This is a genomic window from Cupriavidus sp. 207A1, assembly GCF_057798955.1.
Genome location: NZ_JBYOJO010000019.1, coordinates 1 through 14,454 on the forward strand (window position 1 = coordinate 1; position 14,454 = coordinate 14,454).

General features: G+C 69.0%; 13 protein-coding genes. 7 read left to right on the top strand and 6 right to left on the bottom strand.

Annotation, left to right across the window (positions count from 1 at the left end; genetic code table 11):
• Window positions 1-262: 262 nt before the first annotated feature.
• The 7 genes from AC3FMM_RS27255 to moaA all read left to right on the top strand — a co-directional run bounded on the left by AC3FMM_RS27255 (window position 263) and on the right by moaA (window position 7,205).
• Window positions 263-1,717 carry a cytochrome ubiquinol oxidase subunit I gene (locus AC3FMM_RS27255; RefSeq protein WP_115713679.1) on the top strand — a complete coding sequence of 485 codons (1,455 nt, stop codon included), beginning with the start codon at window positions 263-265 and terminating at the stop codon, window positions 1,715-1,717.
• 13 nt (window positions 1,718-1,730) lie between these two features.
• Window positions 1,731-2,738, top strand: a complete 1,008-nt coding sequence (gene cydB, locus AC3FMM_RS27260; RefSeq protein ID WP_116314763.1) for a cytochrome d ubiquinol oxidase subunit II — start codon at window positions 1,731-1,733, stop codon at window positions 2,736-2,738.
• Window positions 2,738-2,887, top strand: a complete 150-nt coding sequence (locus tag AC3FMM_RS27265) for a DUF2474 family protein (protein WP_116314135.1) — start codon at window positions 2,738-2,740, stop codon at window positions 2,885-2,887. Before cydB ends, AC3FMM_RS27265 begins: the two co-directional genes overlap by 1 nt.
• A gap of 4 nt (window positions 2,888-2,891) precedes the next feature.
• Complete coding sequence (locus tag AC3FMM_RS27270; protein ID WP_488687728.1) at window positions 2,892-4,964, top strand: FUSC family protein; 2,073 nt, start codon at window positions 2,892-2,894, stop codon at window positions 4,962-4,964.
• On the top strand, window positions 4,951-5,163 hold the full coding sequence (locus AC3FMM_RS27275) for a DUF1656 domain-containing protein (RefSeq protein ID WP_116314133.1): 213 nt from the start codon (window positions 4,951-4,953) through the stop codon (window positions 5,161-5,163). The genes AC3FMM_RS27270 and AC3FMM_RS27275 overlap by 14 nt, the downstream gene beginning before the upstream one ends.
• A complete protein-coding gene (locus AC3FMM_RS27280) occupies window positions 5,160-5,981 on the top strand; it encodes an HlyD family secretion protein (protein ID WP_116314132.1) in 822 nt (273 codons plus the stop codon). Before AC3FMM_RS27275 ends, AC3FMM_RS27280 begins: the two co-directional genes overlap by 4 nt.
• Before the next feature lie 111 nt (window positions 5,982-6,092).
• A complete protein-coding gene (moaA, locus tag AC3FMM_RS27285) occupies window positions 6,093-7,205 on the top strand; it encodes a GTP 3',8-cyclase MoaA (RefSeq protein ID WP_488687729.1) in 1,113 nt (370 codons plus the stop codon).
• Between the two features lie 26 nt (window positions 7,206-7,231).
• On the opposite strand, the gene AC3FMM_RS27290 is transcribed toward moaA, so the two are convergent.
• From AC3FMM_RS27290 to AC3FMM_RS27315, 6 genes are all read right to left on the bottom strand, one after another.
• Window positions 7,232-7,492, bottom strand: a complete 261-nt coding sequence (locus AC3FMM_RS27290; protein ID WP_115683408.1) for a helix-turn-helix domain-containing protein — start codon at window positions 7,490-7,492, stop codon at window positions 7,232-7,234.
• 1 nt (window position 7,493) lies between these two features.
• Window positions 7,494-8,939: an aminotransferase-like domain-containing protein gene (locus AC3FMM_RS27295; RefSeq protein ID WP_115714280.1), complete on the bottom strand. Its 1,446-nt coding sequence runs from the start codon at window positions 8,937-8,939 to the stop codon at window positions 7,494-7,496.
• Window positions 8,940-9,010: 71 nt separating this feature from the next.
• On the bottom strand, window positions 9,011-10,222 hold the full coding sequence (locus AC3FMM_RS27300) for a molybdopterin molybdotransferase MoeA (RefSeq protein ID WP_115713685.1): 1,212 nt from the start codon (window positions 10,220-10,222) through the stop codon (window positions 9,011-9,013).
• Entirely contained in the window at window positions 10,216-11,061 is an 846-nt protein-coding gene (fdhD, locus tag AC3FMM_RS27305; RefSeq protein WP_473704781.1) for a formate dehydrogenase accessory sulfurtransferase FdhD, read from the bottom strand. The genes AC3FMM_RS27300 and fdhD overlap by 7 nt, the downstream gene beginning before the upstream one ends.
• Before the next feature lie 129 nt (window positions 11,062-11,190).
• Window positions 11,191-13,521, bottom strand: a complete 2,331-nt coding sequence (locus tag AC3FMM_RS27310) for an FdhF/YdeP family oxidoreductase (protein ID WP_488687730.1) — start codon at window positions 13,519-13,521, stop codon at window positions 11,191-11,193.
• Between the two features lie 191 nt (window positions 13,522-13,712).
• Window positions 13,713-14,393: a carboxymuconolactone decarboxylase family protein gene (locus AC3FMM_RS27315; protein WP_488687731.1), complete on the bottom strand. Its 681-nt coding sequence runs from the start codon at window positions 14,391-14,393 to the stop codon at window positions 13,713-13,715.
• Between the last annotated feature and the right edge of the window lie 61 nt (window positions 14,394-14,454).

A 14,454-nucleotide genomic window follows, 5' to 3' on the forward strand; every position in this document is an offset into this window, starting at 1 on the left:
GGGGTGGGGCCCGGGCGCTGCCACGAAGCACATGCCCTTGCTATTGCCAGCGCCGGCCCTCACCCCCGCCCCTCTCCCGCAAGCGGGAAAGGGGAGAAAAACAGTCGGGATTCGTGGGCCATCAAGTCTCAGCCTCGACAACTGAGCTTGAACAGATCCGCGAAAACTGTATCCCTGCCAGCCACGCCGTCATCCCTACCCTTGTCCGTAGTGTCGCGCGACATGCAGTCGTGCCGGCGGCAACCCCACGGAGAGCACATCGATGCACGGACTCACAGCGCTGGACCTTGCCCGGATCCAGTTCGGATTCACGGTTTCCTTTCATATCCTGTTTCCCGCCATCACCATCGGGCTGGCGTGTTTCCTGGCCTTCCTGGAGGCGCGCTGGCTCTACACCAAAGACCCGGTGTACCGGACCCTGTACCAGTTCTGGATCAAGATCTTCGCGCTGAACTTCGGCATGGGCGTCGTTTCCGGCCTGGTCATGGCTTATGAGTTCGGCACCAACTGGTCCGGCTTCTCGCAGTTCGCCGGCAGCATCACCGGCCCGTTGCTGACCTACGAAGTGCTGACGGCGTTCTTCCTGGAAGCCGGCTTCCTCGGCGTGATGCTGTTTGGCTGGAACCGCGTCGGGCCGGGTCTGCACTTCTTCGCGACCGTGATGGTGGCGCTGGGCACGCTGATCTCGTCGACCTGGATCCTGGCCTCCAACAGCTGGATGCATACGCCGGCCGGCTACGTCGTCGTCGCCGGCAAGGTGGTGCCGACCGACTGGCTCGAGGTGATCTTCAACCCGTCGTTCCCTTACCGCCTCGCGCACATGGTGATTGCGGCGCTGCTGTCCACGGCGCTGTTCGTGGCGGCGGCGTCGGCCTGGCAGCTGCTGCATGGCCGCGCCGTTCCCGCCGCGCGCAAGATGCTGTCGATGGCGCTGTGGATGGTGCTGGTGGCCGCGCCGCTGCAAGCGGTGGTGGGCGACGCGCATGGGCTGAACACGCTGGCGCACCAGCCCGCCAAGATCGCGGCGATGGAGGGGCACTGGAATACCGCGCCCAGCGGCGACAAGGGCGGCTTCCCGCTGATCGTCTTCGGCATTCCCGACATGGAGCGCGAGGAAACCCGCTACGCCATCGAGATCCCGCGCCTGGGCAGCCTGATCCTGACACACAGCCTGGACGGCCAGATCCGCGGGCTCAAGGACTTCCCGAAAGCGGACCGTCCCAACGCCACCGTGGTGTTCTTCACCTTCCGCGCCATGGTGGGCCTGGGCGTGGCGATGATCCTGTTCGGCTTGCTCGGCTGGATCCTGCGCCGCAATGGCGCGGTGTACCGCTCGCGCGCGTTCCTGCGTCTGGCGGTGGCGATGGGGCCCACCGGCCTGATCGCATTGCTGGCGGGCTGGATGACCACGGAGATCGGGCGCCAGCCATGGGTGGTCTATGGACTGCTGCGCACCCACGATGCCGTGTCCGCGCATCAGGCGGGGCCGGTGGCGCTGTCGCTGGCGCTGTTCGTGGTGGTCTATTTCGTCTGCTTCGGCGTGGGCATCCGCTACATGCTCAGGCTGGCCAGCGCCGGCCCGGCGCCGGATACGCACCACCCGCACCCCCATCCGGACGACCGGCCGTCCTACGGCCCCGGCAGCGTCGTTCCCGCCGCCCTCGCCACCGCTTCCACTCCCAACGCGATGGCCCCGCACGGCCGCCGCGAATCCTGAACAGGTGATCGACATGGGTATCAACCTTCCCGTTATCTGGGCTGCGCTGATCTTCTTCGGCGTGATGATGTACGTCATCATGGACGGATTCGACCTCGGCATCGGCATCCTCTTCCCCTTCGTCGGCGACCGCCATGACCGCGACGTGATGATGAATACGGTCGCGCCGGTGTGGGACGGCAACGAAACCTGGCTGGTGCTGGGCGGCGCGGCGCTGCTGGGCGCCTTCCCGCTGGCGTATTCGGTGCTGCTCAGCGCCTTCTACCTGCCGCTGGTGTTCATGCTGCTGGGGCTGATCTTCCGCGGCGTCGCCTTCGAATTCCGCTTCAAGGCCAGCGACCGCAGCCGCCCGTACTGGGACGCCGCGTTCACCTGGGGCTCGGTGGTCGCTGCCTTCTTCCAGGGCGTGACGCTGGGCGCCTATATCGACGGCATCGCCATGGACGGCACCACCTTCAGCGGCGGCGCGCTCGACTGGCTGGCGCCGTTCCCGCTGTTCTGTGGCGTTGGCGTGGTGATCACTTACGCGTTCCTCGGCGTCACCTGGCTCATCATGAAGACCGAAGGGCGGCTGCAGTGGACCATGCTGCGCGTGACCAACGTACTGACCGGCGTGATGCTGGCGATGGTGGGCGCGGTCAGTATCTGGACGCCGCTGACCCACCCGGAGATCGCGCAGCGCTGGTTCGCGCTGCCCAACCTGCTGTTCTTCCTGCCGGTGCCGCTGCTGGTGCTGGGCTCGGCCTGGGGCATCTACCGGTCGCTGCGCCGGCAGCCCAATGTGTCGCCGTTCCTGTATGCGCTGCTGATGGTCTTCATGGGCTATACCGGGCTGGCCATCAGCATCTGGCCCAACATCATCCCGCCGTCGGTCTCGATCTTCGACGCCTCGTCGCCGCCGCAAAGCCAGGGCTTCGCGCTGGTCGGCACGCTCTTCATCGTGCCGATCATCCTGGCCTACACCTCGTGGTCGTACTACGTGTTCCGCGGCAAGGTCCGGCGCGGCGAGGGGTACCACTGATGGCCAGGACTCCGCATAAGACGCCGAGCGCACCGCTGGCGGCCCGACTCGGCTGGCTGCTGGCGCTGTGGCTGGCCGGGGTCGGCACGGTGTTCGCCTGCGCCAGCCTGATGAAGCTGCTGATGCGCGCCGCGGGCCTCGCGCACTGACGCCATGTCCGCTTCCCGCCCGCTTTCTCCCGTCACGCCACGGCCACGCCCTGCCGGGATGGCCGGCGCGCTCGCCGCGGCGTGGGCGGGCGCTCCCGATCTTGCGCCCTGGCTGCATTCCCTCAAGGTGTTCGGCGCGGCGATGCTGGCGCTCGGCACGGCGCTGGCGCTGGGCCTGCCGCGGCCCTACTGGGCCATGGCGACGGTCTACCTGGTGTCCAGCCCGCTCGCCGGCGCGACGCATGCCAAGGGCGCCTACCGCGTCATCGGCACGCTGCTGGGGGCCATCGGCGCGGTGGCGCTGGTGCCCTGTCTGGTTGACCAGCCCGTGCTGCTGATGGCGGCAATCGCCTGCTGGACCGGCACCCTGCTCTACCTGTCCTTGCTGGAGCCGGCACCGCGCAACTACATTTGCCTGCTGGCCGCCTATACGCTGCCGATCGTGGCGCTGCCGACCGTGACCCACCCCGGCACGGTGTTCGACGTCGCGCTGACGCGGATCGAGGAGATCGTGATCGGCATCGTCTGCGCCAGCGTGGTCAGCGCGGTGGTGTTCCCATCGCGCACCGCGCCGGCGCTGGCCGCGCGCGCGGCGGCATGGATGGAGCACGCCTCGCGCTGGAGCGTCGACATGCTGGCCGGCGGCGCCAGCGCGGGGCAACGCCACGACAGCTTCAGCACGCTCGCCGCCGATATCCTCGCGCTGGAAACCCAGATGGCCCAGCTCGCCTATGAATCCGGCAACGCGCAGATGCTGCGGCGCGCACGCGCGCTGCACCAGCGCATGACCGCGCTGCTGCCACTGGTGCTGGCGCTGGCCGATGCCGCGGACGCGTTGCGCCGGCATCGCGCCGGCATGCCGGAGCACGTCGCGCAGCGCCTGCGCGCCATGCTTAACTGGATCGCCGGTGCGGCCGGCGCGTCGCGCCCGCCGCCGTCGTGGTACCCGGCGGGCACGGCGCCGACCGCGCCCGCCGACTGGCACGCGCGGCTGGTCGCGGCGACCTTCGACTACCTCGATGAACTGGGCGACCTCTGGCAGGACTGCCGCCTGCTGCAGGCCAGCCTGCGCCAGCGCGGCAGCGAGCCCGCGGCGCTGCGTTACCGCGTGGAGCCGGCCGGCCAGGCGCGCCATCATGACCACGCGCAGCTATTGTTCCGCGCCGCCACGGCGGGCTCGGCGACGCTGGTGGCCGGCCTGCTGTGGATGACATCCGGCTGGGTGGACGGCGCCGTGCCGGTCGGCCTGGCGGCGCTGGCCAGCTGCTTCATCGCCTGCACGCCCGAGCCGCGACTGGTGGCTGGCCGCGTGATCGCGTGGAGCGTGGCCTGCGCGCTGCTGTCCTGGTACTACCAGTTCGTGGTGCTGCAGCTGGCCCATGACTTCGGCTCGCTCGCCGCGCTGCTGTTCGGGCCTTACCTGGTGATCGGCGCGATGACCACGCAGCCGCGCTTCGCGTTGTTCGGCGTGCTGCTGGCCGTGACCGCGGCGTCGTTCCCGGGGCCGCAGAACCTGGGAACGGCGAGTTTTGCCGGCATTTTCAACGGCAGCCTGGCAAGCCTGGCGGCACTGGTGTTCGCCGCGCTGTGGGCGGTGCTGATGCAGCCGTTTGGCCAGCAGCTGGTGGCATACCGGCTGGCGCGCGCCAACTGGAACGAGATCGCGCTGGCCGCCCATCCGCGCGCGCCGGTCAATAGCGCGCGGCTGCGCGGCCGCCTGCTCGACCGCCTGCTGCGCCAGTGGCCGCCGCTGACGCGCCGCAACCATGCCAGCCATGAGCAGGCGGCCAATGCGCTGGCCGACTTCCTGGTCGAAGTTGCCGTGCTGGCGCTGCGGCGCGCCACGGATCGCGCAGTCGCCCGCGTGCTTGCCGGGGTCGCGCGGCACTACCGCCACTGCGCGCGTGCCGGCCATGCCATCCCGCCCGCGCCGGCGCTGGCTGCGCAGATCGACGCGGCCTTCGCGGCGCTGGCCACGTCCGCGCACGGCAGCTCCCGCTCCACCCTGACGGCGCTCGCCACGCTGCGCCTTGCTCTCTATCCCCATGACCAGGAAAGACGCCATGCACGCCACTGAGTTCGACCTGTATGGCGTGTTCGTGCCCGCCACCGTGGTGTGGATGCTGGCCGCGTTCGCGGTCACCGCCGCACTGCGTGCCGTGCTGGTCCGGGTCGCCTTCTACCGCATCGTGTGGCACCGGTCCTTGTTCAACCTCTCGCTGTACATCCTCGTATTGGGCGCCATCGTCGCGCTCGTCTGGCAGGCCCCATCATGATTCGCAAGCTCTCGCTGCTCGTCCCGGTTGCTGTGACCCTGGCCGCGGTGGCCGCCGCGGCGATGACCGCCTGGCACCTCTGGCAGTACTACACCGCGGCGCCATGGACCCGCGACGGCCACGTGCGCGCCGCGGTGATCCAGGTCGCGCCCGATGTCTCGGGTCCCGTCACGGCCGTGCTGATCAGCGACAACGCGCGGGTGCAACGCGGCCAGGTGCTGTTCGAGGTGGATCCGGAGCGCTTCCGCCTGCGCCTGGAGCAGGCGCAGGCCGAGGCTGCGTCGGCACGCGCGGCGCTGGCGCTGGCGCGGCGGCTCCGCAACGCGGCCGCCGTAGCCGCCGCACAGGCGCGCCTCGACCAGGCTCGGGCCGCGGTCGACGTCGCCGCGCTGGACCTGGCGCGTTGCCGCGTCACCAGCCCGGTCGACGGCCAGGTCAGTGACCGCCTGCCGCGCGCCGGCGACTTCGCCACCCGCGGCAAGCCGGCCCTGTCGATGGTGGCAAGCGGCTCGCAATACGTCGAGGGCTATTTCGAGGAGACCAAGCTGCCCGCCATCCGGATCGGCAGCGCCGCCGAAGTGCATGTCATGGGGCAGCGCGCGCCGCTGCACGGACAGGTGCAGAGCATCGCGCCCGGCATCGAGGACCAGGACCGCGCACTCGGCCCGAACCTGCTGCCGAGCGTCAACCCGACCTTCAACTGGGTGCGGCTGGCGCAGCGGATACCGGTGCGCATCGCGCTCGATCCGGTCCCGGAAGGCGTCCAGCTGATTGCCGGCCAGACCGCCACGGTACGCATCCGCGAGCCGCACCCCTGACGCCGCAGCGCTCGGGCCGCAACTGTTCTGCTTGCACGCCGGCCCCTTTGTACGCCTGCTGCGCGGTCGCCGGCACCTACGATGGACCGCATACGCTTATGGAGACTCCCCATGCAAGCAGCGCCTGTGCAAGCCTTGCCGGCCACGTCCGGCCATCCCGCCGCCGTGCCGGGCCCCGTCACGCCCGCCGTGCTCGACCAGCTTGGTCGCCCGCTGCGCGACCTGCGCCTGTCGGTGATCGACCAGTGCAATTTCCGCTGCACCTACTGCATGCCCAAGTCGCGCTTCGGGCGCGACTATCCGTTCCTCACGCCCGCGCAACGCCTATCCGATGACGAACTGCTGCGCATCGTGCGCGCCTTTGTCGGCCTGGGCGTCGAGAAGGTGCGCCTGACCGGCGGCGAGCCGCTGCTGCGCAAGGGCATCGAGTCACTGGTCGAACGGATTGCCGCGATGCGCACGCGCGAGGGGAAGCCGGTGGCTGTGGCGATGACCACCAACGGCAGCCTGCTGGCGCGCAAGGCCCGCGCACTGCGCGACGCGGGGCTGGACCGGGTCACGGTCAGCCTCGACAGCCTGGATGACGGCATCTTCCGCGCCATGAACGATGTGGAAGTTCCGGTTAGCCGCGTGCTGGAGGGCATCGACGCAGCCCGCGCCGCCGGCCTGGCCCCGGTCAAGGTCAACTGCGTGGTCGAGCGCGGCACCAATGACGGCCAGGTGCTGCCGCTGGTCGAACACTTTCGCGGCAGCGGCGTCACGCTGCGCTTTATCGAGTATATGGACGTGGAAGGTCCCAGCGGCTGGTCGCAAGCGCGCGTAGTGCCGTCGGAGGAATTGCGCGCTGCGATCGAGCGCGCGCATGCGCTGCTGCCGCTCGCCAGGCGCGCTGGCGAGACCGCCAGCAATTTCTTGCTGGCCGATGGCAGCCTGAAGCTGGGCTTTATCTCCAGCGTGTCGCAGCCGTTCTGCGGCGATTGCACCCGCGCCCGCGTGTCGGTCGATGGCCGGCTGCACCTGTGCCTGTTTGCCACCCGGTCGGTCGACCTGCGCCAGCATCTGGGCGCCGCGTGCCCGGAGCAAGACCTGGCGCAGGCGATCCGGCAGGCATGGCAGGCGCGCGGCGACCGTTATTCGGAGCTGCGCGCCGGAATACGCGCGGAAAGGTTTGCCAGCGGCAAACGGCAATATCCCACGGTACGCATGTCGCTGGTGGGCGGCTGAGCCGCGGCCCCGGAGCCGGCACGATGTCAGGCTTCGGGGAAAACCTGTGCGGCGAGCTCGGCGCCGGCCGGGGTCAGGCTCGCATGGCCGCGACCCGCTTCGTCGATCGACATGTCGGCCAGTCCGGCCGCCTGCAGCTGCGTCAGCACGCGCCGCAGCACGCTCATCGGCAGGCCGGAACGCTTGGCGATCCGGGCAAGCGACCAGGGGCCGCCGCCGTCGCGGCCGGCCTGGCACAGCACCTGGAGCACCGCAACGATGGCGGGATCGATGTCGGCGTCCTGCATGCTAGCGTTCATCCTCACTTTGCTCGCGGCTGCGCGCCAGCAGGTGCTGCGCGATCTTGCCCAGCGTCTGCACGGCGGATTCGATGCCGGGCGACCATTCCCCGCTGTAATTCAGCCGGATGCAGTGCCGATAGGTGGCGCCCGGCGCAAACATATGCCCCGGCGCCACGGTGATGCGGTGCTCCAGCGCGGCGTGGTACATCTCCATCGCGTCGATGCCCGCGGGCAGCTGCACCCACAGCACGTAGCCCCCCGCCGGTTGCGAGGTGGTGGTGCCATCCGGGAAGAACCGGCGCACCGTGGCCGCCATGATGCTGGCCTGCTGCGCATAGGCCTTGCGCACGCGCCGCAGGTGGAAATCGTAGCCGTCGTTCTTCAGGAACTCGGCGATCGCCAGTTGCGGAATCGCCGGCGTGGTCAGCGTATTGAGGAACTTGAGCCGTTCCACCGCCTCGCGGTAGCGCCCCGGCAGCGCCCAGCCGATGCGGTAGGCATTGGTCAGGGTCTTGGAGAACGAGGAGCAATGCAACACGATGCCGGCCTCGTCATAGGCCTTCAATGAACTGGGATGGGCCTCGCCGTAATAAAGTTCGCCGTAGACGTCGTTCTCGATGACCGGTATGTCCTTCGCGGTCAGCATCGTCACCAGCGCGCGCTTGTTCTGGTCCGGCATCTGGAAGCCGAGCGGGTTCTGGAAGTTGGGCATCACCATGCAGGCGGCCACGCCCTTTTCATCGATCAGCCGCGCCAGCGCATCGATGTCGATGCCATCGGCGGGATCGGTCGCCACCTCGATGGCGCGCATGCCCAGCCGTTCGATGGCATGGAGCATGGCGTAGTAGGTCGGTGACTCCACCGCGATGGTATCGCCGGGCCTGGCCACCGCCTGCAGGCACAGGTTGATCGCCTCGGTCGCGCCGATGGTGACGATGACCTCGTTCGGGTCGATGGCGTAGCCGTTCTCGAGATAGCGGCGCGAGATCTGCCGGATCAGCTCGGGGCTGCCGGGCGGCAGGTCGTCCAGCATGGTCCACTTGGCATAGCGGCGCGCGATATTGTTGGCGTACTGGTTGATGCGCTGCCACGGGAACAGCGAAGGATCCGGATAGGGAGAACCCAGCGGCACGGCCTCGTCCGAACGGATCGAGCGCAGCGTCGACAGCACCAGCGCGCTGACATCCACCGCCGAAGGCTTGGCGCTGGGCCGCGACGGGCGCAGCGCGGCCACCGGCTCGCCCGCCCGCGCGCGCACGAAGTAGCCGGACTGCGGCCGGCTTTCGATGATGCCGCGGCTCTCCAGCAGCACGTAGGCGCGGATCACGGTGGTAATGCTCATGCGGTGGTGCTGGCTGGTCTGCCGCACCGAGGGAATCCGCTCGCCGGGCAGCAGCACGCCCTGTTGCACCAGGGCCTCGATATCCGCAGCCAGCTTTTCATAGAGTTTCACGCCGCGCTCCCCTTGCTTGCCGTCCGCTGCGGCCCCGGCCCGCTGCCTGCGCCGGCCACGCGCCGCCGGCATCAGCTGAGCCAACGCTGGAGATCATAGTACGGCAGCGGCACGTTTTGCAGGGATCCGGCGCATTGGGGTTCCACCCGCACGAAGCCGCACGCCTGGCCGAGCGCGGATACGGACGCCGCGCCCTGCTGTGCATTGACCTGCACGAAGCTGTCGCGCCCCCCGAAATTGCCGATCTCGCCCACGCGCCAGAAGGCATCGCCGCGGTGCGGTCGCGTTCCGGCCAATGCCGCCCTGACCCGGCCGACTGGCGGAAATAGCTCCGACCGTCCTTGCAGGCGGCGCAGCAAGGGCGTCACCAGCAGCGCGAAGGTGGCATAGGCGGCAGCGGGATTACCCGGCAGGCACACCACGGGCTTGCCGCGCAGGCGCCCCACCGTGACCGGCTTGCCGGGCTTCATGTTGACGCCCCGGCAAAGCAGTTCGCCACCGGCGGAAGCCAGCGCCGCCGCCACCAGGTCGCGCTGCCCGACCGAGGCCCCGCCGGTGACCAGCACCAGGTCGGCGGCGCCGGCCAGCTCGCGCAGCATGTCGTGCAGCGCGCGCTCGTCGTCGCGCACATGGCGGTGGCAGCTGACCACCGCACCCATCGCCTGCACCAGCGATTCCAGCATGGGGCCGTTGACGTCATGCACCTGGTACACGTCGCTCGGCTCGTCGTGCACGGCGACCTCGTCGCCGGAAGTCAGGATCGCCACCTCGACCAGCCGGCAGACTTCGGCCTCGGCCACGCCCTGGGATGCCAGCGCGGCAATATGGCCGGCATGCAGCAAGGTGCCTGCCGACAGCAGCTGGTCCCCCCGGCGCGCATCCTCGCCCTGGCGGCGGATGTGCTGGCCGGGCAGCGGCGGGCGCGCGCACACCATACCCTGGTAAGTCTCGTCGGCATCCTCCAGCGCGACCACGGCGTCGGCGCCGGGCGGGATCACGCCGCCGGTGTAGATGCGGATGGCATGGCCGGGCAGCAGCGGCTGCGGCCGGGTGCCGGCATAGACCACCTGCTGCAGCGGCAGGCAGGCATCGGCGCGGCAGTCCGCGCAGCGCACCGCATAGCCATCCATGGCGCTGCGGTCGGCCGCCGGCGTATCGATCACCGCGGCCACGTCGCGGGCCAGCACGCGGCCGGTCAGCAGGCCCAGCCACACGGTCTCGGTCTCGCGCACCGGCTGCGCGCACATTGCGAAGACGGCCTGGGCCTCGTCGAAGTTCAGCATGCCGCGTCTCCGCGCGTGCCTTGCATAGACGCACTGGTGTAGTCGACGTAACCGTCCTGCCGGCAGAAGCTGAGCAGGCGCACACCGGCCTGCTCGGCGATGCGGATGGCCAGCGCGGTCGGTGCCGAGATCGTCGCCAGCATCTGGATGTTCATGCGCGCGACCTTGCGCACCAGTTCATAGCTGGCGCGGCTGGACAGCAGCACGAAACCGTCCGCCATGTCCACGCGCTGGATCGCCAGGTGGCCGATCAGCTTGTCCAGGCCATTGTGGCGGCCGACATCCTCGAACACATGGAGGATCTCGCCGCCGGCATCGCACCAGGCCGCGGCATGGACGCCGCCGGTGGCCTGCATCAGCCGCTGGTGCGACGGCAGCGCGGCGACGGCGCGATCGATCATGGCGCGCGACGGCACGATCGGGGCAGCCGGCTCGGGCATGCGCGCCGGCTCCAGGTCCAGCAGCGCGATGCTTTCGAGACCGCACACGCCGCAGCCGGTGCGTCCGGCCAGCGCGCGCCGGCGCGCGCGCATGGTGGCGAAGGCGTGTTCGCTGATCTCCATCTGCACTTCGGCGCCGTGCGCATGCATGCGCACCTCGAGATCGTGGATCTCGGCGTTGCGTGCGACGATGCCCTCGGTCAGCGAGAAGCCGACCGCGAAGGCCTCGAGGTCCAGCGGCGTGCACATCATCACCGCATGCGAGATGCCGTTGTACACCAGCGCCACCGGCAATTCTTCGGCGACGTTGTCGGTAGCCGGCTGGGTCTCGCAGCGCTTGTGCCGCACGATGTCACGCGTTTCAAAGCCGGTGTGTCCGGCCAGTTCGGTGGATTCCATCTGGAGTCTCTTGAAGAATATTGATGCAGCCTTGCACGCGCGTGGTTCCTCCCCTCTCCCGCACGGCGGGAGAGGGGAGCGTTCATCCGGGGTCGTGGCTAGCGTTCGTCGCAGCGGTGCACGGGAAGATCAGCGTGACACCACTTCGGGCTGGTGCCGTGACGGCGTCAGCAGCACCGGCACCGACTTGGACGTGGGCGTGCCGCAGCCATCGCCTGTGCTCTCCAGCGGCACCAGGGGATTGGTCTCGGGGTAGTACGCCCCGACGCACCCTTGCGGGATGTCGTATTCGACCAGCACGAAGTCCTCGACCCGGCGTTGTACGCCGTCGTCCCAGACGCTGGTGATGTCGACGTGCTGCCCCGCCTCCAGGCCCAGCCGCGCCAGGTCCGCGGCGTTGATGAAGACCACCCGGCGCAGGCCGAACACCCCGCGGTAGCGGTCGTCCAGGCCATAGATCGTGGTGTTGTACTGGTCGTGCGAGCGCGTGGTCATCATCACCATCAGCCGGTCGCCATACTGCTGGCGCGCACGGTTGATGGGGGTGTCCTTGTCGATGCGGTTGACCAGGAACTGCGCCTTGCCCGATGGCGTATGCCAGACCCGGTGGCACGCCGGCGGGGTCAGGTGGAAGCCGCCCGGCACCGCCACGCGCTCGTTATAGCTGTCGAAGCCGTCGATCACCTGCTCGATGGCATCGCGGATGCGGGCGTAGTCCTGCGCATACCAGAGCCAGTCGATCGTCTCCGAGCCCAGCGTGGCCGCCGCCATGCGCGCGACGATGGCGATCTCCGACAACAGGTGCGGCGATGCCGGCGCGTTCATGCCGAAGGAGATATGGACCATGCAGACCGAGTCCTCGACCGTCACGCCCTGCGCCACGCCGTCCTGCTGGTCGATCTCGGTGCGGCCCAGCGTCGGCAGGATCAGGGCTTCCTTGCCGTGCACCAGGTGGCTGCGGTTGAGCTTGGTGGCAATGTGCACGGTCAGGTCGCACTGGCGCAGCGCCGCGAAGGTGCGCGGCGTATCCGGCGTGGCGGTGGAGAAGTTGCCGCCCAGCCCGACAAAGACCTTGACCTTGCCCGCCAGCATCGCCGAGATGGTGTGCACCACGTCATAGCCATGCTGGCGCGGCGGCTCGAAGCCGAAGGCGGCCTGCAGGCGATCGAGGAATTCCGGCTCGGGCTTCTCCTCGATCCCCACCGTGCGGTCGCCCTGCACGTTGGAATGCCCGCGCACCGGCAGCAGCCCGGCTCCCGGGCGGCCGATATTGCCGCGCATCATCATCAGGTTGGACAGGATCTGCACCGTCGGCACCGAATGCTTGTGTTGCGTCAGCCCCATGCCCCAGCAGGCGATCACGCGCTTGCCGCGCGCATAGACCTGCGTGAGCGCTCCGATATCCTGCTGCGGCACGCCCGACTCGGCAACGATGTCGGCCCAGCTTTCGGCACGCAGGTCATCGACAAAGTCGCTGAAACCGACGGTGTGCTCGCGCACGAAGTCCACGTCGATCAGGCGCTCGCGGCCGTGACGGATGGCCTCGTCGTCCAGCTCGACCAGGCGCTTGGCCATGCCCTTGATCAGCGCAAAGTCGCCGCCCAGCCGGGGCTGCACGAACATCGACGCGATCTTGGTGCTGGACCCGGTCAGCATCTCCACCGGGTGCTGCGGGCTGGTGAAGCGCTCCACGCCGCGCTCGCGCAGCGGATTGATCGACACGATGGTGGCGCCGCGCCGGGCGCATTCGCGCAGTTCGCCCAGCATGCGCGGATGGTTGGTGGCCGCGTTGTGGCCGAACAGCAGGATAGTGTCGGCATGCTCGAAGTCATCCAGCACCACGGTGGCCTTGCCCACGCCGATGGTCTGCGGCAGGCCACGGCTAGTGGCCTCGTGGCACATATTGGAGCAGTCGGGAAAGTTGTTGGTGCCATAGGCGCGCACGAACAGCTGGTACAGGAACGCGGCCTCGTTGCTGGCGCGGCCCGAGGTATAGAACGCGGCCTGGTTCGGATCCGGCAACGCGCGCAGGTGGCGCGCGATCAGCGCAAAGGCCTCGTCCCAGGCGATCGGCCGGTACTTGTCGGTCTGCGCATCGTAGGCCATCGGCTGCGTCAGGCGCCCGTGCTGCTCCAGCTCATAGTCCGTCTGCGCCATCAGCGACGTCACCGTGTGCTGCGCGAAAAACTCCGGGGTCACGCGCATGCTGGTCGACTCGGCCGCCACCGCCTTGACGCCGTTTTCGCAGAACTCGAAGGTCGAGGCATGCTGCCGGTCCGGCCAGGCACAGCCGGGGCAGTCGAAGCCGTCGGCCTGGTTCTGCTTGAACAGCATCTTGTAGTTGCCGCCGGCCACCTTCTCCTTGATCAGGTTGATGGCAACGTACTTCAGCGCGCCCCAGCCGGCGGCGGGATGGGTATAGGGGGCGATGTGGCCTGTTTCAGGCTTGGGGGTGCTCATTGGCTTGGTGTCCTGTAACGGGGCGCCGCCCGGCCCGTCCTGTCTTGCGGAGCCAGGACGGCCGGAGCGTTGCGGTGACACCAGAGTAGATTTCCGGCGGCCTGGCCGGTGTGTACAAAGCGGAGGGCGGGCAGGGAGTACAGTTTTGTGGTGTGCCCCGAAGCGGCCGCGACGCAGCCGCGGCAACCGTTCTACTTCGCGCCAGGGGCAGTGGCCAGATGCCGCGCCAGGGCTCCGCCGGCCCTTCGGGCGCTGTCGGCATCCACGCGTTCGGCAAGTACGCGGGTAAGCTGCCGCAGTTGAGCGGCCGTGAGGCCGACGTTCAGGCTGATACGCATATGCGCCTGCAGCTGCGACTCGGTGCCGGGCAGCGCCGACAGCATGCCGAGCGTGGCCAGTTCGCGGCTTTGCCAGTCGAGGTTGTCGCGCTCGAAGATATCGCCGAACAAGTGGGTCTTCAGGTAGTCATCGATGGCCGGGGCGAAGTCAAACAACGCGCCCTTGACCGGCGCGCCGGACAAGCGGGTCTGGTTGGCGGTTCCCGCGGCCAGCAGCGCGTCGCCCTGCGGCGGGGGGCGGCTGGGCAAGGTGCCGGCTGCGTCCCGGATGCCGCGCTGCCTGCGCCCTTCCACCACCTTCATCAGTTCGGCCAGCGCATTGAGGCTGCGCGGAAAGCCGGCGTAGGCGTATAGCTGCACCAGGATTTCCTTCACCTCATTGACCGTCAGGCCGGCATCCAGCCCCTGGTTCAAGGCACCGTTCAGCCTGGCGATGTCGCCTGCGGCACCCAGCGCGCCGATCGGCACGATGGCCTGCTGGCGCGCGGTCAGGGTTTCAGCTGGGCTAGGTGCGGCTGCTGGCGTGCTGGTCATGTTGCGGGACTCCTCCGCTGCCGGGGCAGCACGGCTCGCGGCGACAAGGCCGCAGCCGATA